This window comes from Streptomyces sp. 1114.5, assembly GCF_003635085.1.
Classification (GTDB): Bacteria; Actinomycetota; Actinomycetes; order Streptomycetales; family Streptomycetaceae; genus Kitasatospora.
Genome location: NZ_RBXE01000002.1, coordinates 1,506,751 through 1,529,678, shown reverse-complemented (window position 1 = coordinate 1,529,678; position 22,928 = coordinate 1,506,751). Strand labels below are relative to the sequence as shown.

Here is a 22,928-nt window from a genome sequence, read left to right as displayed (position 1 = left end):
GCACCGTGCTGCGGCCGGCCGGGCCGCCCCTGGACGAGCACCTGCTCGACCGCGACCGCGAGACCGGCTGGTTCCGGCTCGGCCACGGCTCACTGCGCCTCGGGCAGTCCTACCTGACCACCCTGGACCTGCGCAGCGTCGCCGCCGAACACCTGCTCCCCGGTCCGTTACCGGCTCCGGGTCCCGGTTCCGTCAGTCCGACGGCAGCAGCACCCGCTGCTCCACCGGTGAGGAGAGGATCACCGAGGTCGTCGTACGGCCGAGCACCGCGATCGCCTCGATCAGCTCCTCCAGGTGCGCGGTGTCCCGCGCCGCGACCTTGAACACCCAGCAGTCCTCGCCGATGACGTGGTGCACCTCCAGCACCTCCGGCCGGTGCAGCAGGTCCTGGCTGCGCAGGTACTTCACCGTCATCCGGGCGTGCGGCGATACCCGGACGAAGGCCCGGATGCCGTACCCCAGCCGCCCGGGTGCGACCTGCGCCGCGTAGCCGGTGATCGTGCCGCCCGCCTCCAGCCGGCGCACCCGCTCGCCGACCGCCGCCGGGCTGAGGTTCACCCGTCGGCCCAGCTCGCTGAGTGTGATCCGGCCCTCGGACTGGAGCAGTTCCAGCAGCCGCAGATCGACCGCGTCCAGACCCCCGCCGGCCCCGCTCCGTGGGCCCGCCGACGAATCGTCGGCCGAACCGCCCGACTGCCGTGGGTCTTTCGGTCGCAGCGCCTGAACTCCCATGATCCCCCCTTCATCGAACCGGGCCGCACCATAACACTTGTGACCATGGAAAACGTGCTCGTCATCGGCGGGAACCGGTACTTCGGACGGCAATTGGTCACCCGGCTGCGCGACTCCGGCGTACGGGTCAGCGTGCTCAACCGCGGCTCGGCGCCACCGCCGCCGGGCGTGACCCCGCTCATCGCCGACCGCTCGGACGAGGCGGCGCTGACGGCCGCCCTGGCCGGGCGCGACTTCGACGCGGTGATCGACCAGGTCTGCTACACCCCGCGGCAGGCCGCGAGCGCCGTCCGCGCCTTCGCCGGCCGGACCGGCCGCTATCTGATGACCTCCACCATCGAGGTCTACGACACCGGTGCACAGCAGCCGATCAGCCCGCCGCCCAGTCCGCTGGCCGAGTCCGCCGTCGACCCGGAACGGTGGCCGGTTCAGCTCGAACTCCCCTGGGAGGAGACGGAGTTCGTCGAGGCCTCGTACGGCGAGGGCAAGCGTCAGGCGGAGGCGGTGTTCACCCGCAGCGGGGCCTTCCCGTTCGTGTCCGTGCGGCTCGGCCACGTGCTGGGCGCCGCCGACTTCACCGGGCGGCTGGCCCACTACACCGACCGCATCGACGCCGGCCGGCCCGTCCTGGTCCACCCGGAGGACCTGCCCTCCTCCTACACCCACGACACCGAGGCCGCCGCCTTCCTCGCATGGGCGGCGGGCCGGGAGTTCACCGGCCCGGTCAACCTCGCCTCGCACGGCGAACTCACCGCCACCGACCTCTGCGAGCTGATCGCGGCCGGCCGCCCGTACCGCACGGCCGCGCCCGAACCCGGCCAGCAGGCCTCGCCGTTCTCCTTCGACCGCTACTACGGCATGGACAACTCCCGGGCGCAGCAGCTCGGACACCCCCTCACGCACACCCGCGACTGGCTGCCCGGCCTGCTCGCCGCCACCCGTGGACAGGAGCTCCCCGCATGACCACCGGAACCACCGGCCCGACCACCGACCCGACCACCAGGCCCACCACCCGCCTGCTCGGCACCGTCCGGACCAGCGCCATCGGCCTCGGCGCGATGCCGCTCTCGGTCGAGGGCCGCCCGGACGAGGCCCGCGCCGTCGCCACCGTCCACGCCGCGCTGGACGCGGGCATCACCCTGATCGACACCGCCGACTCCTACCACTGGCACGCCGACGAGTACGGCCACAACGAGGAGTTGATCGCCCGCGCCCTCGCCTCCTACGGCCCCGGCGCCGATCACGTCCTGGTCGCCACCAAGGGCGGCCGCGGCCGCCCCGGTGACGGCTCCTGGACCGTCGACGGCGACCCTGCCCACCTCAAGCGCGCCTGCGAGGGCTCGCTGCGCCGCCTCCGCGTCGAGGCGATCGGCCTCTACCAGCAGCACCACCCGGACCGGAACGTCCCGTACGCCGACTCGCTCGGCGCGATCCGGGAGCTCTACGAGGAGGGCAAGATCCGCGCCGCGGGCATCTCCAACGCGGACGTGGCACAGGTCCGTCTCGCCCGGGAGATCCTCCGCGACGCCCTGGTCTCGGTGCAGAACGAGTACTCCCCGGCCGTTCGCACGCACCAGCCCGTCCTGGACCTCTGCACCGAACTGGGACTGGCCTTCCTGCCCTGGAGCCCGCTCGGCGGCATCGGCCGCTCCGCCGAACTCGGCGGGGCCGGCGAGGAGTTCGCCGCGATCGCCGCCGAACGCGGAGTCAGCCCGCAGCGCGTGGCCCTCGCCTGGCTGCTGGCCACCTCCCCGGTGACCATCCCGATCCCGGGCGCCAGCCGCCCGGAGACCATCCGGGACTCCGCCGCCGCAGGAGAGTTGGTACTCGGCCCGGACGAACTGGCCCGCCTCACGAATGCGAACGGGGCCCGGCGCCTGTGAAAGGCACCGGACCCCGTCCGACAGTGGAGCGCCAGGCCCGGGTTGCACGGACTCTCCCTACTGAAAGTAGGGCGTGCTCTGGTAGCACCGCTGACGCCTGACGAGAGATCGTCTCCCTCGCGACAGGAAGTACGGTACCAGTTCAGTGATCAGACACCGAATCGGAGGCGAACCCCGCATGACGAGCACTCCACCCGAGGTCGTTCCGTACGCGGACGGACGGCTGTTGGACGTCCACCGGCCGGCCGCCGGTGCACCCGGTGCCGCCGGGCCGGCTCCCGTCGTGCTGCTCTGGCACGGCCGGGGCCCGAACGAGCGCGATGTGCTGCGGCCGTTGGCCCGCGAGGCCGCCGGGCTCGGCCTGCTGGTGCTCGTCCCGGACTGGAACGCCGACCAGCCCGACGGCGGCAGCGCCGAACTGCTCGCCTCCCTCGCCCAGGCGCACCGCATGGCCGCCGGGTTCGGCGGGGACCCGTCGCGCTTCGTGCTGGCCGGCTGGTCGTCGGGCGGCCGGGAGGCCGTCGCCGTGGCCACCCACCCGTCCACCGCCGCCGAACTGCGGCCCACCGCCGCCGTCGGCATCGCCTCGCGCTACTCCGACCCGGCCGTCACCACCGGCGACGCCCCGCTCGACCAGCTGGCCGCGGGCCCCTCGCCCGTCCCGCTCTGGCTGGTCCACGGCACGGCGGACGAGATCGTGGACATCGGGCACACCCGGCAGCTGAACGCTGCCCTGACAACGCAGCTGTCGACGGTACGGAATCTCGAACTCCCCACCGACCACGCGGGCGTGGTGATGACTTCCTACAGCCCCGAGGCCCGACGCTGCCTGCCCGCCACGGCCGCCGACACCCTGGCGGCCGGCCGCCGCACCGCCGCCGTCCTCGCCGAGGCGGCCGGACTGTCGTAGGCGGCCGGGCTGTCGTAGGCGGCCGCCGCCGTCACGTCCGAGCGAGACGCGGGCGCGGCCCGCGCCCGCGCTCCAGCGCTTCGAGGTCGCGCTGCAGTGGCGGGTGCGGCACCGTCAGCACCGGGCAGGCCGCGTGCCGGACGCAGAAGGCGGCGACGGACGGGTGCACCAGCCGGGCGAGGCGGCCGCGATCACGCCCGGCGCCGAGGACGAGCAGGTCGTCCGGGCGGTCGGCGCAGCGCACCAGGGTTTGGGCGGTGTCGCCGCGGACGGCCTGGCAGCGCAGCCGAACGCCCGAGTAGCGTCCGGCGAACGCCTCGTCGAGGGCCTGCCGCAGCCGGGCCACGGCGGCGGCGCGGCCGGCGGTGACCACCGGCGGGCAGGGGCTGCGACGGTAGCCGAGCTCGTCGCCCGGCGGGGTCCAGCACAGCACGGCGAGCACGTCGGCGTCCCTCCGGCGGGCCTCGGCGACGGCGCGGTGGAGGGCGGCGAGGCTGCCGAGCGAGCCGCTGACGCCGACCACGATCCGGCCCTCGCCCGCACCGCTGTCCGCGCCGTCAGTGCTGTCAGTGCTGTCCGTGCTGTCCGTGCTGTCCGTGCTGTCCGTGCTGTCCGCCATGGCCTCTCCTCGCTGCCGTCCCGCCCCAGCAAAGCGCCCGGCGACCGTACGGCCGAGACCCGTTGACGGCGCCCTGACGCGGTGCCCGGTGTTCCGTACGCGCCCCTGACGCCCCGGCGGCGGACGCTCAGGCTTCGGGCTTCTCGGGCACCTGCGCCTCCCAGAGGTCCGCGAACATCCGGTCCAGGTGCTCCTCGCCGATCGGCGGGACGGGCAACGGATGGGTGGCCTGCGCGCGGAAGCCGTCCAGGAGCAGGGCGAGGTAGCGGCGCCAGAGGTCGGGGCGCAGCTCGCCGGCGGCGGGCAGGGCGCGGCAGAGCGGGCCGAGCAGGAACAGCAGGTCCATGGTCACCACGTCGCGGCGCATGGTGCCCTGTTCCTGGGCGCGGGCGATGAGGGCGCCGACGGTGGTGGCGTGCTGCCGACTGATCTCGATCATTCCGGGGATGGTCGGGATGGCCTGGGTGACCAGGTCGTTGATGCCCCGGTCGGCGGCGACGAGTTCGAAGATCCGCCCGACGTACTCTTCGAGGCCGGTCCAGGCGTCCTCGGCGGCGAGCGCCTCCCGGCCGGCGGTGGCCAGCCCGGCGCCGGCGTCCGCGAACACCTCGCCGATCAGCGCCTCGCGGGTCGGGAAGTGCCGGTAGAGGGTGGCGTTGCCGACACCGGCCTCCTTGGCGATCTGATCGAACGGCACGTCCAGGCCGTGCCGGGAGAACATGTCGCGGGCGGCGGCGAGCAGCAGGTCGCGGTTGCGCTGCGCGTCTCGCCGGAGCCGTCCCGGGGGGTTCGCGCTGCTCGGTGCCATGCCCCCGACCCTAGCAAGCGGGCCTGGCGGCGGCGCCGCGCTCTGGTCGGGGTCAGGCCGGTGGCCCCGGCGGGGAAGTGAGCCGGGGCCACCGTCATGCGGGGTCGGTCAGCAGCTCTGGTCAATCAGGGAGAACGTGGCGTAGTGGTCGCCGGTGTAGTAGTCCTCCTGGTACTCCTGGCCGGTCACGATCCGGCGGGCGCCGCGGGTCGGCGAGCCCGGGGTGATGACGGTGTACTCGTGGTAGTAGCCGTAGCTCTCGCGGGGGAGGACGTTCTCTCTGTTCTGGAAGACCACGCCGTCCTGGGAGTAGGGGAACGGCCCGTCGGAGGCGATCAGGTCGAGGGTGTCGGTGGCCTCCGACGGAAGGGCGGAGAGGCACACGGTGCCGCTCACGGCGGCGTGCGCCTCGGTGGCGACGGCGACCGGCGCGAGGGTCATCAGGGCGACGGCGGTGACGGCGGCAGCGCGGGTCTTCCACGCGCGTAGAGTGCGAGTCATGCCCCCAGTGTGGCGAGACACCGTCAAGACCGGAACCCCTCCACCGAAGTATTAACCAGCGGGTAACTCCCCTTTACCTGGGCCGACTTGGCCCGTACTCCCGCCTCCCGGCGGCCCTCCGCGCCAGCGTCCACGAACCGTCCGGGCGGCATATGGGTCGACCGCCATCGAACTACCGTCGGAGCCCGCCCGCCCCGCACTGCGGGCCCTCGCCGCCCCGGAGCGGGCCGCATAGAGTGACGGATCACGACGGACCGGAACGATCTCCGACGGGGTGGACCACACGGTGGACGAAGGGGTGGACGTGGCGGCGAACGAGAACACCGCGCGGACGGCGGCGAGCGCACTGGCGGCACCCACCGCACTGACCGCCCACCAGCTGGTCGGCCTGCTGGTCGACCCCGGCAGCTTCCACAGCTGGGACGAGCCGCCGCCCGGCCCGCCCGCCGACCCCGAGTACCGCGCCTCGCTCGACCGGGCCCGCGAGCGCACCGGCCTGGACGAGGCCGTCCTCACCGGACTCGGCCTGATCGACGGCCGGCCTGTCGCCCTGGTCGTCTCCGAGTTCGGCTTCCTCGGCGGCTCGATCGGCGTCGCGACCGCCGAGCGGATCACCCGGGCCGTCGAGCGGGCCACCGCCGAGCGGCTGCCGCTGCTCGCGCTGCCGGTCTCCGGCGGCACGCGGATGCAGGAAGGTTCGGCGGCCTTCCTCTGCATGCTGCGCATCACCGCCGCCGTCCAGACCCACCGCGCCGCCGGCCTCCCCTACCTCACTTATCTGCGCAACCCCACCATGGGCGGTGTCTTCGCCTCCTGGGGCACGCTCGGCCAGCTGGTCCTCGCCGAGCCCGGTGCCCGGCTCGGCTTCCTCGGCCCGCGCGTGTACGAGGAACTGCGCGGGGTGGAGCTGCCGGCCGACGTCCAGCAGGCCGAGACGCTGGCCGAGCACGGGCTGGTGGACGCCGTCGTCCCGCCGCAGGACCTGCGCGAACTGGTCCGCCGCACGCTCGCCGTCCTCGGCACCACACCACCTCCCGCCGAGGCCCCGGACGACGCCGAGTCCCCTACAGAGGGGACGGACGACACCCGCCCCGACGCCTGGGACTCCGTCCTCCGCACCCGCCGCCCCGACCGCCCGGGCACCCGCGAGCTGCTGCGGCGCACCGCCGAGGAGCTGGTGCTGCTGGACGCGCCCGGCGGCCGTGGCGGTGCACTGGTCCGCGCGCTGGCCGTCCTCGGCGGCCGTCCCGTGGTGGTGGTCGGCCAACAGCGGCAGTCCCCGGAGCACGAGCGCCCCTTCACCGCCGCCGACCTGCGGGCCGTCCGACGCACCGCACTGCTGGCCGAACAGCTCGGGCTGCCGCTGGTCACCGTCGTGGACACGGCCGGAGCCGAGCTGTCCGCCCAGGCCGAGCGGGAGGGCATCGCGGTGGAGATCGCGCACTGCCTGACCACCCTGCTCGCGCTGCGCACCCCCGTCCTCGCCGTGCTGCTCGGCCAGGGTTCGGGCGGCGGCGCGCTCGCCCTGCTCCCGGCCGACCGGGTGATCGCCGCCGGCCACTCCTGGCTGGCGCCACTGCCCCCGGAGGGCGCCTCGGCGATCGTCCACCGGGACGGTGCGCACGCCGCCGAGCTGGCCCGGGCGCAGGGCATCGGCGCGCACCGGCTGGCGGAGGTCGGGCTGGTCGACGAGGTCGTCCCGGAGCTGCCTGACGCCGCCGAGGAGCCGGAGGCCTTCTGCGCACGACTCGGACAGGCCATCGGCAGGACGCTCGGCGCCCTGGCGGCCCCCGAGGCGGACCGGCTCGCGGCCCGGGCCGCCCGCCACCGCCGGCTGGGCGATTCGCGCTGACGGCCGGCGCCCGCGCCATGTGGCGCGGGTCTCAACGACGGGTTGATCGTCTGTACCCAAAGTGCTTCCCCCGGACCCCCGGGTGACGGCCCCGACGGTTCAAACGGTGAGTGCGCTCACACGGAATCAGCGCCCACGACGGTCCGTAGTAGGCACCCGCGCACCGCCCGCGCCGCCCCCACGCCCCCCTCGTTCGCGCACGTCAGAAGGGGTCTGCGCGCTCCCCGAGACCGGCCCTTCGAATCCACGGCGACCGCCCCTGTACGACTGCCCGTCGTAACGAGGGGGTCTTGGCGACCACCGATCCGGTCTGCCAACAATGGCTCTCGTCGCCAGCCACACCGGCTCCTGTCCCGCCGGTGAACGGCTTACTGCCGAGTCACCCCCGCGACCGCAACGGCCCCTGTCCGGCCCGACGGTCCCGGGCGGGGAGTGACCCGGCCCAACCTGATTGAGGTCCTGTTCTACATGCCCGCTTTCAAGCTCCGTATGCGTACTTCGGCCGCGATTCTTGCCGGCGCCGCCGGCCTGACCGCCCTGGGCGCCGGCGTGCTGCCCGCCACCGCGAACGCCGCCACCGCCTCCCCGAAGACCATCGCCGCCCAGATCGTCCCGGCGAACCAGCTGGCCTCGTTCAGCCAGATCATCTCCCACGAGTCCGGCTGGAACGTCAGCGCGACCAACCCGAGCTCGGGCGCCTACGGCCTGGGCCAGGCGCTGCCGGGCTCCAAGATGGCCTCGGCCGGCGCGGACTGGAAGACCAACCCCACCACCCAGATCAAGTGGGCGCTGGACTACATGAACTCCCGCTACGGCAGCCCGAACGCCGCGTGGAACTTCTGGCAGGCCCACCACTGGTACTAAGCCGACCCCATCGGCTCACCGACTCCCACCCGTCCCCTGACCACTCCCCCTCACCCCGGGGGTCGGACAGGGACCACCGGGGTGCCCGAGAGGGCCCGGACCCGCGCGACCCGCGGGCCCGGGCCCTCTCGTGGTTTCCCCCGGCGCCGCCGCCCCGCCCCGGGTCACAGCGCCCGACCCCGGCCTCCGGGGGCTCCCGTCACAGCTCGTCCGTGAGCCCCAGCAGCTCGCGCATCCGCGCGTACTTGTCGACCAGGCGCTCCGCGGTCGCCCGGTCCAGCGAGGCCAGCCGGCCCGGGTCGGAGTTGTGTGCCAGGTCGGCCCGCTTGACGAGCAGCGCACCGGGCGTCGCCAGGATGCGGGCGGTGTACTCCTCGACCGGCTCGTCCGGGCGCCGGGTGAGCGCGTCGACGATCGCCTTGGTCTCCTGCGGCAGCGCGGCCGCCGCCAGCCACTCCCGGCTCAACCGGTCGTCCTCGACGGTGTCGTGCAGCCAGCCCGCCGCGATCTGCGCCTCGCTGCCACCGCGGGCGGCCGTCCCGCGGGCGACCGCCGCGATGTGCTCGCCGTACGGGTGGCCGTTCTTGTCCACCTGCCCCCGGTGGGCGCCGCGCGCGATCGCCTCCACCTCGCGCAGGCTCAGGTACCCGCGCTCCGTCGACTCGCGATCCCTCGACTCGCGCTCCGTCGACTCGTCCATCGGCTGGTCCATCGGCTCGCCCGTCGACTCGTCCATCGGCCCGTCCGTCTGCTCGTCCATCGGCTCATCGTAGGCCCGTGATCGACGCCTCGACGGCCGCTGGTTTACTGCCCCGGGGGTTCGACCGCTTCAGGAGTCCACCGGCTCGCGGGTCGACGCCTCCGGCGGGAGACCCCCGCCGTACCCGGCAGGCACGTCCGAGCGATCCGAGGAACCATGCCATCCCTGCACCCGCTGCTGTCCGCCTTCGCGCCGATCTGGGCGATCACCGGAGTCGGCTACGTCGTCGGCCGTACCCGGCTGCTCGGGCCGCACGCCGAGACGGTGCTCAACCGGTTCGTCTTCCACGTGGCGATGCCGGCCGCGCTCTTCCTGATGATCGCCCGCACCCCGCTGGACCGTTTCGCCAACCCGTCGATGCTGGCCTTCGCCGCCGGCACCGCCGTCGCGATCGGTCTCGGGCTGCTCGCCGGGAAGCTGGTCTTCGGGCGCAAGCCCGGCGAACTGGCCATCGGCGCGATGGCCTCGGGGTACGTCAACTCCGCCAACCTCGGCATCCCGGTCACCATGCAGGTCGTCGGCGACGCCTCCTTCGTGGCCCCGGTGGTGCTGTTCCAGATCCTGCTGGTCACCCCCGCCGTGCTCGCCGTCCTGGACGGCGGAGCCGCCGGGCGACGGGCGCTGCTCACCCTCCCCGTGCGCAACCCGATCCTGCTGGCCGCCGCGGTGGGCGCCGCCGTCTCCGCGGCCGGGCTGCACCTGCCCGCCGAGCTGAACCGTTCCTGCGAACTGCTCGGCGGCGCCGGGGTGCCGACCGCCCTGATCGCCCTCGGCATGTCGCTGCACAACCGCCCGCCGGCGGACGGCCGTTCGCGCCGCGCCGAAGTCGGGCTGATCGTCGCGGTCAAGACCCTGCTCCAGCCGCTGGTCGCCCTCGCCGTGGCCGGGCCGCTGCTCCACCTGCCCGAGCACCAACTCCTCACCGTGGTGCTGTTCTCCGCGCTGCCCACCGCGCAGAACGTGTACACCTACGCGCGCGAGTACGGGCAGGGCACCGTGCTCGCCCGGGACGCGGTGCTCTGGTCGACGCTGGTGTCGATGGCGACGCTGTCGGTGATCAGCTGGACCCTCGGGCCGGCGTAGCGCCCCCGCCCTCCCGCTCCCGCGTCACCCGCGTCCCTCGCGCCTCCTGCGTCTCCCGCCTGGCGGCGGCCACCACGGTGGTCACGGCCGCCAGGAAGCGCCCGGCCGTCTCCAGCTCCGCCGGCTCGAACTGCCGCATCGCGGTGAGCAGATCGCCGATCAACCCGCCGAAGAACCCCTGCCCCAGCTCCATCGCCCGGTCCTCCACCAGCAGCCGCACCCGCCGACGGTCCTGCGGGTCGCGCTCGCGCCGGATCAGCCCGAGCCGTTCCAACCGGTCCACCAGGCCGGTGGTCCCGGCCGAGTTCAGCCGCAGCGCCTCACCGAGCCGGCCCGGGGTGACCACCTCCCCGGCCCTGGCGGCGTCCAGCAGATGGATCAGCGCCCGCAGATCGGTCGGATGCAGACCGTTGCCGGCCGCGAACTCGGCCCCGAACAGGTCCAGTTCGACCGTCAGACCGCGCAGCAGATGGACCAGCCGCATCGGCTCCTCGACCTCGGACACCCTGTCGTCCTTTCCTCGGGCACGCTCTCGTGGACTATTCTCTCGTTCAGCGAGATACTTGTCGAGCGAGATACTTGTCGAGCGAGATACTTGTTCGGCGAGTGGTTCGGCACGCCATCACACCACACCCCACCCGCGGAGGCCGTCATGTCCGCCCGCACCGCCCCCTTCCTCGCCGCCTACGACGCCCTGCTCGCCCGCTGGCCCGTTCCGGTCGAAGCCCTCACCGTCCGCACCGCCCACGGCACCACCCGGATCAACGCCTGCGGCCCCCGTGACGGACGCCCCCTCGTCCTCCTCCACGGCGGCGGTGCCACCTCCGCCATGTGGTTCGCCAACGCCGCCGCCTGGGCCGAAGCCGGACACCGCGTCCTCGCCGTCGACCTCATCGGCGACCCCGGGCGCAGCGTCCACGACGGCGTCCCGCTCGACGGCGTCCCCGGACTACTCGGCTGGCTGGACGCCGTCCTCGACGGGCTCGGCGTCCCCGAGACCGACGTCTGCGGCCATTCCTACGGCGGCTGGATCGCCCTGGAGTACGCCCTGCACGCCCCCGCCCGGGTCGGGCGGCTCGCCCTGCTCGACCCCACCCAGTGCTTCGCCGGCTTCCGCCCCGGCTACCTGCTGCGTGCGCTCCCGCTCTTCCTCCCCGGCCGCACCCCGGACCGCGCCCGCTCCTACCTCGACTGGGAAACCGGCGGCTCCCGCCTCGACCCCGACTGGCGGGAGCTCTACGCCCTCGGCTACGCCGACTTCCCCGCGACCCGCGTCGTCACCGGCCCGCGCCCCACCCCGGCCCGCCTCCGCACCCTGACCAGCCCGGTCCTCGCCCTCCTCGCTGCCGGGAGCCGCACCCACGATCCGGCCCGAGTCACCGAAGCCGCCCGCCGCACCCTCCCGGCCGCCGAGGTCGCCATCGTCCCGGACACCGCCCACCACAACCTGCCGATGGCGGCCGCACCCGAGGTCAACCAGCGCCTCGTCGAGTTCCTTTCCGGCGCCCGGGCCTGACGGGGTTTCCCCGACCCCGGACAAGGCCGCCCTCCCACACCCACCCCACCACACCCCCGTCCCGAGGCCGACCCGCGCCAGAAGTCGACCAGGCCGACTTCCCACGCTTTCCCCCGGTCCGCCCGGACCGCCGCGCTGAGCTCGGGCCACGATGGGCGCGGGCACGGTGGGCACGGGCACGGTGGGCGGGTGTCGAGAGCGTGGACGTGGGTGGGAGGCGGGGACCGTAGCGTGGGCGGATGACCGAGGGCGGGCAGGCCGGCGGATCGCGGGTGAGTGCGACTCATGTGATGGCGTCGGCCGTCGTGTTCGCGATTCCGGTGCTCAAGCTGGCCTGGACGCTCGGGGGCGGGGACGCCGCCCGGGACGCCCTGCTGGCCATCGGCCCGGTCAACTGGCTCGACGTCGTGATCGGGATGTTCTGCGCCGAGCCGGTGCTGGCGGTCGTCCTGGCGGCGGTGGCCTCCCACGTGACGTACGCCGTTCGGGCCGCCCAGGGCGGTGCCGCCCGGCACCGGGGGCGGGCGTTGGCAGAGACGGTGGCCCGGGCGGCGATCCTGCCGGGGGCGCTCGGGGTGGTGGTCGGCGCCCTTCAACGGGCTGTGGTGGGGCGTGACCGCGGGTGCCCTGGACTACCTGCTGCGACTCGGGGTGATCGCCGAGTACCGTACGGGCGATCGCTCCGCCGCCACCGGTCACCGCACCGGCCGGCCGGCCGTGACCTTCTGGCCGCAGGCCGCCGAGGCCGCCCGGATCGCGGCCCTGGTGCTCACGCCGGCCGTGCTCCCGGTGTTTCCGTGGTCGCGGCCCTCGACGGGCGGTCCTGGACCAGCGTCCTGATGTGCGACGTGAACACCGGCTCCGGCCCGCAGCGCGCCCGCCTGGTCGAGCTGGCCCGCGAGGCCCCCGGCGTCGTCGGCTGGGACGTCCCCGCCCACGAGATGGTCAGCGGCACCAACTGCGCCGTCGACCCCGACGACGTCCTCCGCGACCCCTGGTGGCGCAGCAGGTGAACGCTGCTCGTCGCCGTCGGCGGTCGGGCGCCCGGGCAGTCGTACGGTCACGGCTTCCCGGGCCCCGGACCGTCGGGCCGTCGGGCCGTCAGTAGATCAGGTACCCCGGCCGGTGCCCTTCGTCGTCGATCTCCCCGGTGGCCTGGGCCCGCAGCTTGCGGGACAGTTCCTCCAGGGCGCGGGAGGCCGCGACCTCCTCGCCGATCCTGGCGAGCGGACGGTCGTCGGCGCTCTTCACGGACTCGCCGTGCGCGCTCAGGCCCGGCGCCCGCGCGCCCGTCAACCTGGCGTCGCACGCCGTGTGCACGCCGTCCTCCTCGAAGCTCAGCTCCACGTCCCACTGGTTGTGCATGCCACACCTCCTGGCGCCGGCCCCCGTCGCGCCTGTCCGGACCGGCACGGACGGTGACCCGTGGCGGCCGCTCACACCAGCGTGCGCCTGCCCCTCCGGTGGCGGCAAGCGCGGCCGCCGACGACCGGTGTGCCGGGGGGCGTTGCCGCGAACCGGGGCTGCGGGGGCGGCGCGGTTCCGGGGGCGCCGTCCCCGGGGGCGCCGTCCCCGGGGAGCGCTTCCGGGGGCGCGGTAACGACGGCAGCACCGCGGTCGGCACCGGGTCACCGTCCGATCGGCCCGGCCGCCGCCCCGGCGGTACGCTGACGGAAGCGGCCGCGACCGCCGCCCCACCCCGGATCCGTCGGCGCGGCGCGGGCAGCGACAACCTGGTGGTCCCTCCGTGGCGGTCTTCCTCCTCGCCCTCAGCGCAGCCTGCTGTCTGGGGCTCGGCTTCGTCCTCCAGCAGCACGCGGCGCAGCGGGCCCCCCGTGCCGACATCCTGCATTGGCGGCTGCTGCTGGACCTGATGCGGATGCCGCAGTGGCTACTCGGCACCGGGTTCATGGTCAGCGGGCTGATCCTCTCGGCGCTGGCACTCAACCAGGGCGAGGTGTCCCTGGTCGAGCCGCTGCTGGCCACCAATCTGTTGTTCGCGATGGCGCTGGCGCGGGTGCTGACCCGTCAGACGCTGGGCCGCTCCGGCTGGATCGGGGTGCTGCTGCTCGGGCTCGGGGTGACGGCCTTCATCGTCGGCGGGCGGCCGACGGGCGGCGGGGCGCCGGCCGGGGAGCTGCGGCACTGGCTGGTGGTCGGCACGGTGGTCGGCCTGGTCGTGCTGCTGGTCTCGCTGGCGCGGCGGCTGCCGCTGTTCGAGGAGGCGACCTTGCTGGCGCTCGCCGCCGGGCTGCTCTACGGCCTCCAGGACGCGCTCACCAGGACCACCACCCAGCGCCTCGACCACCAGGGGCTGACGGCCGTGCTGCAGAGCTGGCAACCGTACGCGGTGGTCGTGGCGGGTGTGGTCGGGCTGCTGCTGGTGCAGAGCGCCTTCGAGGCCGCGCCCCTGCGGATGTCCTTGCCCGCGTTGACCGCCGCCCAGCCGCTGGCCGGGATCGCCTGCGCGGTCGGCTTCCTCGGCGACCGGCTGCAAGTAACCCCGGGGGCGCTGGCCTGGCAGTCCGCCGGGCTGGTGGCCATCGTGATCGGGGTGATCGTGATCGGGCGCCACCCGGCGATGCCCGGCACCGTCCGCGAGACCCTGGAGAGCATCGGCGCCTTGCCGGAGGAAGACTCCGAGGGCAGGTCGGACGGCGGCCCGGAGGAGAAGCCCGACGGCAGCCGGGAGAGCACCCCCTGAGGCGCCCCGATGTGCTGGAGGGCGCAGGCGGACACCGTGGCCGGCGGGGTGGTGGTGGTCGTCGGCGTGGCCTGTCTGGTCCGTGTCCACCGGGCCGGGCGGCCCGAGCGCCTGCTCCTCGCCGCCGTCCCGCTGGTGCTGGGACTGCACCAGCTGATCGAGGCGCTGGTGTGGCTCGGTACGGACGGCGGGCTGTCCGCCGCCCCGGCTGCGGCGGCCCGTACGGCCTGGGCGGTGATCGCTCTGCCGCTGCTGCCCGTCCTGGTCCCGGCCGGGGTGTGGTCCGCGAGCGCCGGGCCGCGCCGCCGCCTGCTCGCAGCGTTCACCCTGCTCGGCGCGGGCGTCGCCGTTCCTCTCGCGGTGGCCGTCGCCGCCCGTCCGGTGGCCGCCACCGTTCACGGCCACACCCTGGGCTACGCCGTCGGCATCCCGCACCCGGCCGCTCTGACGGCCGGCTACTTCCTCGCCACCGTCGGCTCCCTCCTCGCGAGCGGCGACCGCCTGCTCCGTCGCCTCGGCCTGGTCATCGGGGCGGGGGCCGTCGTCTGTGCACTGCTCTGGCGGCTCGCCTTCGCCTCGACCTGGTGTGCCCTTGCCGCCCTGGCCGCCCTCCTGCTCCTCCGCTGGGCGGGACACTCCCCCGACGCTGAGCCCGGCCGGCGGATCACCCATCCGGCTCCATGAACCACTCTCATCGACTCTCCCATCTCATGAGCATGTCTCATACCCGTGCGCCGGGGCCCGTTCCGGCTTGGCTTCTGCATCCGCGGCGGCCCCCACCGCCTCCGACTCGACGCCCGCACCGACTGCACCGACTGCACCGACCGCATCCCCCGCACCGCCCGCGTGGCCCCGCAGGCGGTCCATCTCGCGCCACTCGGGCCGGAATCCCGCCAGGGTCGTGGTGGCGAAGTACGCAGCTCCGGCCACCAGCAGGCTGGGCGCCAGGCCGACCAGGGCGACCGCCGCGCCGGCGACCAGGCCGCCGAGCGGGATGCCGGCCCAGGCGAGGGAGTCGCCGAGGGCGTGGACGCGGCCGAGCAGGCGCCGGGGCACCCGCTCGAAGAGCACCGCGCCGAGGATCGGGTTGAGGAAGCCGGAGCCGAAACCGCCGATCGCGAAGACCGTGAGCACGACCCACATCGGCGCCCCCATGGCGAGCACCACGAAGCGGGGCGCGCCGCAGAGCAGGAAACCCGCGAAGAAGACCGTGCGCCGGGGCAGTCGGGAGGCGACGGCGGCCGCTATCAGGCTGCCGACCACGGCGGTGGCCCCCATGACACCGGCCGTCAGACCGATGGCGGCCGGTCCGTTGCCGGACTCCCTCGCCCAGACCGGGACCAGGACGGTGATGAAACCGGCGTCGATCAGGTTGGTGATGCCGATCATCACGATCACGGTGAGCAGTAGCGGCTCGGAGCGCAGGAAGGCGAAGCCCTCGCGGAACATCCGCCAGTAGCCGACGGGCTGCTCTCCCTCCTCCGCCGGTCCGCTCGTCGGGGCGGGCGCGGCGGGCGCCGCCGGGCGCCCCATGCCGCGTGGGAGGGCGAGGGCGATGATCAGCGAGCCGAGCGCGAAGGTGCCCGCGTTGACCGCCAGACCGGCCAGCGGGCCCATCAGCGCGACCAGCCCGCCGCCCACCGCCGGGCCGATCGTGGACGCCAGCCGTTCGGTGACGCCCGCCAGCCCGGTGGCGCGCTCCATCGGCACCCGGGCGCGGTCGGCCGCCTCCGGGACCATGACCGACTTGGCCAGATCGCCGGGGCCGCGCATCGCGCCGATCACCCCGACCATCACCAGGAGCACCCAGAACGGCAGCAGCCCCCGCGCGTGCAGCAGCGGGACCAGCCCGGCCGCGGCGGCGCTGACCGCGTCCGTCGTCCAGGACACCACGCGCGGCCCGAGCCGGTCGACCACCGGCCCGGTCAACGCCTTGACCAGCACGTACGGCGCCATCTCGGCGAAGGCGACCAGGCCCGTCATGGTGGCGCTGCCGGTGGTGGCCAGGACGAACCAGGGCAGGGCGATGGCCGAGACGCGTGTCCCGGTGAGGGAGACGGCCGTGGCGGCCAGCACCCCGGCCAGCGGCCGGTAGCTGCGCCCGGTCGACTCGGCGGCGGCCGGGTCGGCGGCGCCGGGGGTGGCAGGAGTGGCGGCGGTGGCGGTCATGCGGTCTCCCCCTCGGTGGTGGTGCTCGGGTCCGGCAGGACGTGGACGATCACCGAGACCTGCTCGGTGCCCTCCGGGACCGGCCCGTCGGCGTCGATCCGGCGGTAGCGCCCGACGACCTCGGACAGCTCGCCGGCCAGCCGTTCGGCCTCCGCGGGTGTGAGCTGCAGGATCAGGTCGCTGAGGTCCGTCACCCGGCGCCACTCCCGCGGCATGGTCTCGAAAGCGTCCAGCGTGCGCTGCGCGGTCAGGGCGTGCACGGCGAGGACGGAGCGCAGGAAGCCGACGGCCGTGTCGAACTCCTCGTCCGCCATGTCGTCCCCCGTCCAGACGGTGAGCGGGTGCGCCGAACGCCACCAGCGCTCCCGGGCGTTGCCGCGCTCCCGGTCCTCCTCGACGAAGCCCGCGGCGGCGAGCTGGCGCAGGTGGTAGCTGGTGGCTCCGGAGTTGATCCCCAGCTGCGCGGCGAGCCGCGTCGCCGTGGACGGGCCGTGCCTGCGCAGCAGCCCGACCAGCTGCATGCGCACGGGGTGCGCCATCGCCCGCATGCCCTTGGCGGTGAGGGCGATGTGCGGGTCGTCGCTGTGCTTCCAGCCGCGGTCTTCATCGGTCATGGCAAGGAGCCTAGAACCGCAAAGAACTCTTTGCAAAGGATTTTTTGCGAAGAACCCTTCGCGGTTCGGGCCGGCCTGGCCGGCGGGGCCGACCCGCCGGTCGGGGGGTGCCCGGCCGGCCGCTCGGCGGGGGCCCGCGCCCGGATCGCACCCCGGGGCGGGATTGTCACCCGGGCGGGTGAGGCGCAGGCTGTGAGGAGGGCCCGGGAAGCGGCCCTCCCCGCGCGGCCGCGGAACCGATGACGGCCGCCGGTGAGGCACGAGGGGCAGGACGATGGCACGCGTGAGGCTCTGGGGCTACGTCGCGTCGGGAGCCCGGGTGCTCGGCGCGATCGGCACGATCGGGGGCACCGCAGGCGGTCCCGGCCGACGGGGCGGGTCGGGCCGCGCGGGCGGGCCGGCCACCGCCGAGGCCGAGGACGGCACCGGCCCGTTCCAGCCGGGCGGGATGGCCGCACCGAGGGCGCTCACCCGCACCGAGCTGGAGCGGCTGGGCTGGACCGGCCGGCAGGCCGGTTGCGAGCCGATGGCCCGGCACGTCCAGGTGGCCGACGTGCTCCGCCGGGTGATCCGCGGCGGCGACCGCTCGGCGGCCGTCACGGTCCGGGTGGCGCCCGGCCTGCCGGTGGTGACCGGAGACGCCCGACGGCTGGAGGCGGCCGTAGCCGGCCTGGTCGACCACGCGATCCGGCGCAGCCGGCCGGGTGGCCGGGTGCTGGTCCGCGCCGACGTCGCGCGTGGCCGCCGCGTCCGGCGCGCCCCCGGGCGGCCGGCCCCCCGGGGCCGGGACGTCACCCGGGACTCCTCCCGGGATTCCGCCCTGGACGCCACCCGCAACGGCGGGCGCAACGGCGGGCTCGGGACCGGGCTCGGCACCGGGCGTGGCACCGGCCCCGACGGCACCCGGAAGCGCGGCCGGGTCGAGATCCGGATATCCGACCGTGGCGACCACGAGCTGCCCGAGGCCCGCGAATGGCTGCTCCCCGACGTGCGGGCCGACGGCCCGGTGGGACCGGCCCTGCACAGCCTGGTCCTGGCGGCGGGCGGCCGGCTCGCGGTCGAGCCCACCCCGGGCGGCGGCCTGACCGTGGTCCTGCTGCTCACCGTCGCCTACGACTGAGGCCGCGCCCCGGACCCCGGAACTCGGAAGGCCCGCCCGCCCACACCCGGCGAACCCGCCCCGCCGAACCTAGACTTGCCCCATGCCCCGGCTCAACGACCAGGTCAGGGAGCTGCTCCAGGAGTACGCCGACCTGATCAACATCACCGGCGGGGACGCCTTCCGGGCTCGCGCCTACGAGAAGGCCGCCCGCGCGGTCGGCGGCCACCCGGAGGACCTGGCCGGCCTGGACGTCAAGGGTCTGCAGAAGATCCCCGGCGTCGGCAAGTCCACCGCCGAGAAGATCGCCGAGTACCTCTCCTCCGGCACGATCACCGCCCTGGAGGAGCTGCGCGCCGAGATCCCGGCCGGCGTACGGGAGATGATGGCCGTCCCCAGCGTCGGCCCCAAGCGCGCCCTGACCCTCTACCGCGACCTCGGCATCGCCTCCGTGGACGAGCTCGCCGAGGCGGTGCGCGCCGAAAAGCTGTCCGACCTGGCCGGTTTCGGCGAGCGCAGCGGCGAGAAGATCCTGCACGGCATCGAGCTGATGCGGCAGTCCGGCGGCCGGACCCTGCTGGACACCGCCACCGAACTCGCCGAGCAGCTGGTCGCCGCGCTCTCCGCCGTCCCCGGCTGCACCCGCTGCGCGTACGCGGGTTCGCTGCGCCGGATGCGCGAGACGGTGGGCGACATCGACGTGCTCGCGACCGCCGAGGACTCCGCCCCGCTGATGGCCGCGCTCACCGAACTCCCTTACGTGGCCGAGGTGATCGCGAGCGGGACGACCAAGACCTCGGTGCGCACCTCCCAGGGCGTCCAGGTGGACCTGCGGGTCGTCCCGGAGGAGGACTGGGGCGCGGCGCTGGTGTACTTCACCGGGTCGAAGGCGCACAACATCAAACTGCGCACGATGGCCGTCCGGGCCGGGCTGAAGCTCTCCGAGTACGGCCTGTTCGAGGTCGACGGCGGGGCGAAGGTGGTCTCGGAGAGCGAGGACGAGGTCTACGCGGCGCTCGGCCTGCCGTGGATCCCGCCGCCGCTGCGCGAGGACCGGGGCGAGATCGAGGCCGCGCTGAAGGGTGAACTCCCGGACCTGGTGCAGGAGTCCGACCTGCGCGGGGACCTGCACACGCACACCGACCTGACCGACGGGCTGGCCACCCTGGAGGAGATGATCGACACTGCGGCCGCCCGCGGCTACTCCTACTTCGCCGTGACCGACCACGCGCCGAACCTGGTGATGCAGCGGATGACCGACGAGAAGATCCTCGCCCAGCGCGAGCAGCTGCGGCAACTCGCCGACCGACACCGGAAGTTGCGCCTGCTGCACGGCACCGAGCTGAACATCGACCCGGACGGCGGGGTGGACTGGCCGCCCGAGTTCCTGGCCGGCTTCGACGTCTGCGTGGCCTCCGTGCACTCGCACTTCGCCCTCGACCGCGCCGCCCAGACCCGTCGGCTGGTCCGCGCCTGCGAGAACCCGTACGTGCACGTCATCGGCCACCTCACCACCCGGCGGATCGGCAGCCGAGGCCCGATCGACGTGGACCTGGACGCGGTGTTCGAGGCCGCCGCGCGCACCGGTACCGCGATCGAGGTCAACAGCTCCCCGCAGCGGCTCGACCTGCGCGACGAGGACATCCTGCGGGCCAAGCGCCACGGCGTCCGGTTCAGCATCGACAGCGACGCCCACGCCACCCCGCACCTGGCGTACCCGCGCTTCGGCATCGGCACGGCGCAGCGTGGCTGGCTCACCGCCGAGGACGTGGTCAACACCTGGACGTGGCAGAAGCTGAAGCGCTTCCTGCGCAAGGACGCCCTGCGCTGAGCGCACCCACGCAGAACCGCTACCCCTCGCCGCAGGAGGCCCCCGGCGAGGCCAGCACCCGGGCCGCGCTGCGGTGCCCGAGCCCGGCCGCCCGCCGCAGGTCCCCGGCGTCCGGACCCGCTCCACCCAGGAAGCCCGCCAGGAAACCCGCGGCGAAGGCGTCACCGGCCCCGGTGAGGTCGCGCACCTGCGCCACCGGCGGCACCGGCACCGTGAACGGCCCCTCGCCGGGCACGTCGACGGTGGTGGCCTCGGCGCCCGACTTGGTGACCACCGTGGTGGCCGCCAGCCGGGCGCGCTCCGGCCCGGGCCGGCCGTCCGCCAGCAGCCCGAGGAAGGCGGACTCGGAGCGGTTGGCGAAGACGAAGGTCGGCGCCAAATCGGCGAGCAGGGCGAGGAAGCGCTCCCGGCCGAACTGCTCCAGCATGCCGGTCGAGGAGGCGTCCACCGAGGTGGTGCCGCCCGCCTGCCGGACCCGGGCGAGCGCGTCCACGGCCGTGGCGCCGACCGGCTCGCCGTCGAAGGAGTAGGCCGGAACGTGCAGGTGGGCCAGGCCCGCCAGCCACTCGTCCGGGACGCGCTCCAGCAGCGTGGCGGCGCCCCGGTCGGGCAGCATGGTCCGCTCACCGTCCTGGTCGATCAGCACCACGACGCTGCCGGTCCGGCCGCGCCGGGAGACCCGGACGTCCACGCCGTGGCCGAGCAGTTCGGCGACCACGCCGTCCCCGGCGGTGTCCTCGCCGACGCAGCCGAGGAAGCGCGCCGGGTACTGGCCGGCGGCGAAGCAGGCGACGTTGGCCGCGCTGCCGCCGCGCCGCCGGAAGACCCGGGCGGCCGAGTCGGTGCCGTGCCGCAGCGGGCCGTCGACCCAGACCACGATGTCCTCGACGAGGTCCCCGAGCACCCCCAGCACGGCTCAGGCTCCGGTGGTGTCGGCGGCGGGCCCGACGGCCCCAGCGGCGTCGGCAGCGGGCCCGGCGGCAACCCCGGCAGCCCCGGCGGCCAGGGCGGTCGCGATCTCGCCGCCGAGCCGGACGTTGCCCCGGTAGACCTCGACGTTGACCTCCAGGCTGCGGCCGCCGGTGTCACGCTGGATGTGGTCGAGCAGGAAGGGCGTGGAGGCGTTGCCGGTGATGCCCTGCCGCTCGGCCTCGGCCCAGGCGCGCGCCAGGATGCCGTCCAGCTCCTCCGGCGGCAGCTGCTTGGCCGGGTCGACCGGGTTGGCGATCAGGACGGCCTGCGGCAGGTCGAGCCGGTCGCGGGCGTCGATGACCCGGGCGGCCTCCTCGGGCGTCTCGACGCTGAAGTTGATCTCGTGGCCGGAGTCGGTGACGTAGAAGCCCGGGTACTTGCGGGTGCGGTAGCCGATGACCGGGATGTTGAAGGTCTCGAAGCGCTCCAGGGTGGCCCGGATGTCGAGGATCGACTTCACCCCGGCGCTGATCACGGTGACGGGGGTGGCGGCCAGGGTGGTCATGTCGGCCGACTCGTCGAAGCTCTCGGAGGCGCCGAAGTGCACGCCGCCGAGGCCGCCGGTGGAGAAGACCCGGATGCCCGCGCGGTGGGCGAGGAAGGCGGTGGCGGCGACGGTGGTGCCACCGTGGCGGCCGAGCGCGGCGACCACCGGCAGGTCGCGCAGGCTGACCTTGTCCAGGCCGTCGGTGGCGGCGAGTTCGGTGATCTGCCCGGTGCTCAGACCGACCGTGGGCACCCCGGCGTGCACGCCGATGGTCGCCGGGACGACGCCCGCGGTCCGCAGCTGCTGCTCCGCCTCCAGCGCGACGGCCAGGTTGCGGGGCCGCGGCAGGCCGTGGGTGAAGATGGTCGACTCCAGGGCGACCACGGGCCGGCCGTCGGCGACGGCCTGCACGACCTCCTCGGTGACCCGGATGGCGGAGGTGCTGGGGGGAAGTCCGGTCATGATGCGAACTCTCTGTGAGATGCCACTGCGGTGGGGCAACGCGAGGGTCAGCGTATGGACGGGTCGCATCGGAAACCAGAATCAATCCTGAGGTTTCCGATAGCCCATCACCTATTGGTTCGTCCACCCTTCGCCTACCCTGGCGGGCATGGGTTTCACCTTGCGTCAGCTGGAGGTCTTCCTGGCCGTCGCCGGGACGCTGCACTTCGGGCGGGCCGCCGAGCGGCTGCACATCTCGCAGCCGACGGTCAGCCAGGAGGTCGCCCGGCTGGAGCGGACCGTCGGCGTCGGGCTGTTCGACCGCAGCCGCCGCTCCGTCACGCTCACCGAGGCCGGCGAGGTGATGGCCGCCGAGAGCGCACGGCTGCTCGGCCAGGCCGAGGCGCTGCTGAGCCGGGTCCGGCTGCACGAGGAGTCCCGGCTGGGCACGGCCCGGATCGTCGCCTCACCGAGCGTGGTCAACCGGCTGCTGCCCGCCGTGGTCAGCCGCGCCGAACAGGAGCTGCCCGCGCTCGACACCGCCGAACTCGCCGTGGACACCGGTCAGGTCTCCGCCACCCTGACCGCCGAACTCGCCGACATCGGCCTCGGCCGCTTCCTGGACGAGGTGGACGGCTACCGGCTGGAGCGGATCGCCGAGGAGCCGGTGCTGGTCGCGCTCGGCCGGGACCACCCGCTGTCCGGCCGCGTCGGCCTGCGGCTGGCCGAACTGCGCGACCTGCCCCTGCTGTTGTGGCCGCGCGAGCAGCACCCCCGCTACTACGACCACGTGCTCGGCGTCTGCGCGGACCACGGCGTCGACCCGCCGGTACTGGTCAGCCCGCCGCGGATCGTCGGCTCCCGGCTCTACCTGCTCGCCCGCAACCGCGCCTTCTCGCTGGTACCGGGCTCGATGACCGGCCACCTCACCGAGGACGTGGCCACCGTACGGCTGGAAGGGCGGGCCACCCTGCCGCTGGAGATGCAGTGGCGGCTGGACGACCGCCGGCCCCGGCTGGCCACCCTGCGCGACCTGATCCGGCAGGAGGCGGCAGCCCTCGAAGAGCCGTGACGACGACGCCC

General features: G+C 74.4%; 24 protein-coding genes. 13 read left to right on the top strand and 11 right to left on the bottom strand.

The window, feature by feature from the left end:
- Positions 1 to 192 precede the first annotated feature (192 nt).
- Positions 193 to 732, bottom strand: a complete 540-nt coding sequence (locus BX285_RS29945) for an Lrp/AsnC family transcriptional regulator (protein WP_097235048.1) — start codon at positions 730 to 732, stop codon at positions 193 to 195.
- Between the two features lie 45 nt (positions 733 to 777).
- Here BX285_RS29945 and BX285_RS29940 point away from each other — a divergent pair, with 45 nt between their 5' ends.
- The 3 genes from BX285_RS29940 (at position 778) to BX285_RS29930 (ending at position 3,525) form a co-directional block, all read left to right on the top strand.
- Complete coding sequence (locus tag BX285_RS29940) at positions 778 to 1,695, top strand: NAD-dependent epimerase/dehydratase family protein (protein WP_121178808.1); 918 nt, start codon at positions 778 to 780, stop codon at positions 1,693 to 1,695.
- Complete coding sequence (locus BX285_RS29935) at positions 1,692 to 2,615, top strand: aldo/keto reductase (protein WP_121178807.1); 924 nt, start codon at positions 1,692 to 1,694, stop codon at positions 2,613 to 2,615. The genes BX285_RS29940 and BX285_RS29935 overlap by 4 nt, the downstream gene beginning before the upstream one ends.
- 178 nt (positions 2,616 to 2,793) lie before the next feature.
- Positions 2,794 to 3,525 (top strand): alpha/beta hydrolase, encoded by a 732-nt coding sequence (locus tag BX285_RS29930; RefSeq protein WP_121178806.1) that lies wholly within the window; start codon positions 2,794 to 2,796, stop codon positions 3,523 to 3,525.
- Positions 3,526 to 3,556: 31 nt separating this feature from the next.
- On the opposite strand, the gene BX285_RS29925 is transcribed toward BX285_RS29930, so the two are convergent.
- From BX285_RS29925 to BX285_RS29915, 3 genes are all read right to left on the bottom strand, one after another.
- Positions 3,557 to 4,144 carry a universal stress protein gene (locus BX285_RS29925; RefSeq protein WP_121178805.1) on the bottom strand — a complete coding sequence of 196 codons (588 nt, stop codon included), beginning with the start codon at positions 4,142 to 4,144 and terminating at the stop codon, positions 3,557 to 3,559.
- A gap of 127 nt (positions 4,145 to 4,271) precedes the next feature.
- On the bottom strand, positions 4,272 to 4,952 hold the full coding sequence (locus BX285_RS29920) for a TetR/AcrR family transcriptional regulator (protein WP_121178804.1): 681 nt from the start codon (positions 4,950 to 4,952) through the stop codon (positions 4,272 to 4,274).
- Between the two features lie 108 nt (positions 4,953 to 5,060).
- Positions 5,061 to 5,453, bottom strand: coding sequence for a ribonuclease (locus BX285_RS29915; RefSeq protein ID WP_097235053.1), 393 nt, complete (start codon positions 5,451 to 5,453; stop codon positions 5,061 to 5,063).
- Between the two features lie 274 nt (positions 5,454 to 5,727).
- On the opposite strand from BX285_RS29915, the gene BX285_RS29910 reads away from it, so the two are divergent.
- Complete coding sequence (locus tag BX285_RS29910) at positions 5,728 to 7,305, top strand: carboxyl transferase domain-containing protein (RefSeq protein ID WP_310794254.1); 1,578 nt, start codon at positions 5,728 to 5,730, stop codon at positions 7,303 to 7,305.
- A 489-nt stretch (positions 7,306 to 7,794) separates the two neighbouring features.
- Positions 7,795 to 8,169 carry a lytic transglycosylase domain-containing protein gene (locus BX285_RS29905; RefSeq protein WP_259470846.1) on the top strand — a complete coding sequence of 125 codons (375 nt, stop codon included), beginning with the start codon at positions 7,795 to 7,797 and terminating at the stop codon, positions 8,167 to 8,169.
- A gap of 199 nt (positions 8,170 to 8,368) precedes the next feature.
- Here BX285_RS29905 and BX285_RS29900 read toward each other — a convergent pair whose 3' ends face one another.
- On the bottom strand, positions 8,369 to 8,869 hold the full coding sequence (locus BX285_RS29900) for an HD domain-containing protein (protein WP_121179081.1): 501 nt from the start codon (positions 8,867 to 8,869) through the stop codon (positions 8,369 to 8,371).
- 216 nt (positions 8,870 to 9,085) lie between these two features.
- Here BX285_RS29900 and BX285_RS29895 point away from each other — a divergent pair, with 216 nt between their 5' ends.
- Positions 9,086 to 10,012 (top strand): AEC family transporter, encoded by a 927-nt coding sequence (locus tag BX285_RS29895; protein ID WP_121178803.1) that lies wholly within the window; start codon positions 9,086 to 9,088, stop codon positions 10,010 to 10,012.
- Here the strand turns inward: BX285_RS29895 and BX285_RS29890 are convergent.
- Complete coding sequence (locus BX285_RS29890; RefSeq protein WP_097239804.1) at positions 9,987 to 10,496, bottom strand: MarR family transcriptional regulator; 510 nt, start codon at positions 10,494 to 10,496, stop codon at positions 9,987 to 9,989. The two genes, BX285_RS29895 and BX285_RS29890, sit on opposite strands and share 26 nt — an antisense overlap.
- 168 nt (positions 10,497 to 10,664) lie before the next feature.
- Here BX285_RS29890 and BX285_RS29885 point away from each other — a divergent pair, with 168 nt between their 5' ends.
- Both BX285_RS29885 and BX285_RS36930 read left to right on the top strand, forming a co-directional pair.
- Entirely contained in the window at positions 10,665 to 11,528 is an 864-nt protein-coding gene (locus BX285_RS29885) for an alpha/beta fold hydrolase (protein ID WP_121178802.1), read from the top strand.
- A gap of 239 nt (positions 11,529 to 11,767) precedes the next feature.
- Positions 11,768 to 12,541: a hypothetical protein gene (locus BX285_RS36930; protein ID WP_183107247.1), complete on the top strand. Its 774-nt coding sequence runs from the start codon at positions 11,768 to 11,770 to the stop codon at positions 12,539 to 12,541.
- An 88-nt stretch (positions 12,542 to 12,629) separates the two neighbouring features.
- On the opposite strand, the gene BX285_RS29875 is transcribed toward BX285_RS36930, so the two are convergent.
- The gene (locus BX285_RS29875) at positions 12,630 to 12,893 is read right to left on the bottom strand and encodes a dsRBD fold-containing protein (protein ID WP_030061827.1); all 264 of its coding nucleotides are present in this window, start codon (positions 12,891 to 12,893) and stop codon (positions 12,630 to 12,632) included.
- Positions 12,894 to 13,275: 382 nt separating this feature from the next.
- Here BX285_RS29875 and BX285_RS29870 point away from each other — a divergent pair, with 382 nt between their 5' ends.
- A complete protein-coding gene (locus tag BX285_RS29870) occupies positions 13,276 to 14,232 on the top strand; it encodes a DMT family transporter (RefSeq protein WP_179852677.1) in 957 nt (318 codons plus the stop codon).
- A 9-nt stretch (positions 14,233 to 14,241) separates the two neighbouring features.
- The gene (locus BX285_RS29865) at positions 14,242 to 14,916 is read left to right on the top strand and encodes a DUF6629 family protein (RefSeq protein WP_121178800.1); all 675 of its coding nucleotides are present in this window, start codon (positions 14,242 to 14,244) and stop codon (positions 14,914 to 14,916) included.
- 24 nt (positions 14,917 to 14,940) lie between these two features.
- Here BX285_RS29865 and BX285_RS29860 read toward each other — a convergent pair whose 3' ends face one another.
- Complete coding sequence (locus BX285_RS29860) at positions 14,941 to 16,401, bottom strand: MFS transporter (RefSeq protein WP_121178799.1); 1,461 nt, start codon at positions 16,399 to 16,401, stop codon at positions 14,941 to 14,943.
- On the bottom strand, positions 16,398 to 17,015 hold the full coding sequence (locus BX285_RS29855; protein WP_121178798.1) for a transcriptional regulator: 618 nt from the start codon (positions 17,013 to 17,015) through the stop codon (positions 16,398 to 16,400). The genes BX285_RS29860 and BX285_RS29855 overlap by 4 nt, the downstream gene beginning before the upstream one ends.
- A gap of 274 nt (positions 17,016 to 17,289) precedes the next feature.
- Between BX285_RS29855 and BX285_RS29850 the strand changes: the two genes are divergently transcribed.
- Together BX285_RS29850 and polX are read left to right on the top strand one after the other, a co-directional pair.
- Positions 17,290 to 18,135, top strand: a complete 846-nt coding sequence (locus BX285_RS29850; RefSeq protein ID WP_121178797.1) for a hypothetical protein — start codon at positions 17,290 to 17,292, stop codon at positions 18,133 to 18,135.
- Between the two features lie 82 nt (positions 18,136 to 18,217).
- Entirely contained in the window at positions 18,218 to 19,945 is a 1,728-nt protein-coding gene (polX, locus tag BX285_RS29845) for a DNA polymerase/3'-5' exonuclease PolX (protein ID WP_121178796.1), read from the top strand.
- Positions 19,946 to 19,964: 19 nt separating this feature from the next.
- On the opposite strand, the gene BX285_RS29840 is transcribed toward polX, so the two are convergent.
- The gene (locus BX285_RS29840) at positions 19,965 to 20,858 is read right to left on the bottom strand and encodes a carbohydrate kinase family protein (RefSeq protein WP_121178795.1); all 894 of its coding nucleotides are present in this window, start codon (positions 20,856 to 20,858) and stop codon (positions 19,965 to 19,967) included.
- 3 nt (positions 20,859 to 20,861) lie between these two features.
- Entirely contained in the window at positions 20,862 to 21,866 is a 1,005-nt protein-coding gene (locus BX285_RS29835) for a pseudouridine-5'-phosphate glycosidase (RefSeq protein ID WP_121178794.1), read from the bottom strand.
- A 148-nt stretch (positions 21,867 to 22,014) separates the two neighbouring features.
- Between BX285_RS29835 and BX285_RS29830 the strand changes: the two genes are divergently transcribed.
- Positions 22,015 to 22,917: a LysR family transcriptional regulator gene (locus BX285_RS29830; RefSeq protein WP_121178793.1), complete on the top strand. Its 903-nt coding sequence runs from the start codon at positions 22,015 to 22,017 to the stop codon at positions 22,915 to 22,917.
- Positions 22,918 to 22,928: the final 11 nt, after the last annotated feature.